Here is a 1,205-nt window from a genome sequence, read left to right as displayed (position 1 = left end):
ACGGGATAGAAGTTCACCTGCAGGCCGTTCAAAAATAGCTGGATCTTTGAATGAGGCACCATTGTCTGTAAGAATGACCGGAAAGAGTTTTCGATATAGATCAGCTCCCAGATGGGTATATATTCGCTGAAACACATCTTCTACGTTGTCCTTCCTGTCGGCATCCATAAGAAAAATAAGCATAAGGCTACAATTACGGAAAAGCATGGTCAACAGTACTTTTTCTGATTTTCCCCCGGCACCTTCCACCACATCTAATTCCACCACATTTGTATCTGGAAACTTTTCCAGATATCTCTCAAAATCCTGATAGGATCTGTCTTTTCTATATCCAGTGTTGTCAGGTTCTCTGCGGACCTTCCGACGTTTTTTGTAGCGGACCTTCCGGGGAAGGTCGAGGTTGATTGCAGTGAAATATCCCTGGTCTATATAGTTGTAGAGGGTCCTTATAGAACAGGGGACAGATTCCTGATTAGATGCAAAGATATGGGACAAAGGCTGTCCCTGCAGAAGCAGAGGGGAAACCAGACGGTCCAGCTGTTCCAGGGACTCAGGAGTCTGGTTAATTCCAGACCGTGAAGAAGATTTTGTTTCACTGTAAATATCGTTGGCGTAATTGGCCCTGTAGAAATAGAAGTCGTGGGAACAGTTGCGTATCTGAGGACAGTCATTACACACGTAGGGGGGCTTTTTTAACTTTTCGCAGAGTCTGGGAGTAAAGTCAGGACAATACATGGAACAGCGCTTAGGGCGGCATTTCCAGCATAAGGAATTACAAGTCTGATTCCCGCAGATATGCTGCTTTTCACAGTTCTGAAAATGCTCGCATTCTGAGCGCTTTCGCTGGGTTTCGTTTTGAAAATGAGGAACCCGGAAAAGGTGACGCCGAATCTCCTTGGAAATAGTAGAAGAATCCTTGTTGATTCTGCAGGCAATCTGCGTGAAATTTTCCCCACGGCTGATACCATGTTCAATGGCAGCACGATCAGCAAGGGTAAGGTGTTTTTTGTTTCCAGTAGCTTTAGTAGACATAAATGAATCCTCCTATACAATAAAAATATCCCATTTCCGGTAGTTGGAGGATATGACCAGGGAGGAGCCCTGGTATTTCTTATAGAATAAACGATTGCAAGACTAACTTCCACCCCCAGTTTCTAATGTAGAACAAAACAGACTAAAGGTGGAAGTTAGTTTTTCATTTAAGG

General features: G+C 43.9%; 1 protein-coding gene. It reads right to left on the bottom strand.

Going from position 1 to position 1,205, the window contains the following annotated elements:
- The coding region (locus tag AB5642_RS20265) for a helix-turn-helix domain-containing protein (RefSeq protein ID WP_368371965.1) at positions 1-1,032 on the bottom strand (1,032 nt) is incomplete at its 3' end.
- Positions 1,033-1,205 lie beyond the last annotated feature (173 nt).

Origin of the sequence: Ruminococcus sp. 1001136sp1_2201st1_G3_2201SCRN_220225 (genome assembly GCF_040924365.1) — a bacterium.
Taxonomy (GTDB): domain Bacteria; phylum Bacillota; class Clostridia; order Lachnospirales; family Lachnospiraceae; genus Blautia_A; species Blautia_A faecis.
The sequence above is the reverse complement of the archived record's forward strand: the minus strand, read 5'-3'. Positions and strand labels throughout refer to the sequence as shown.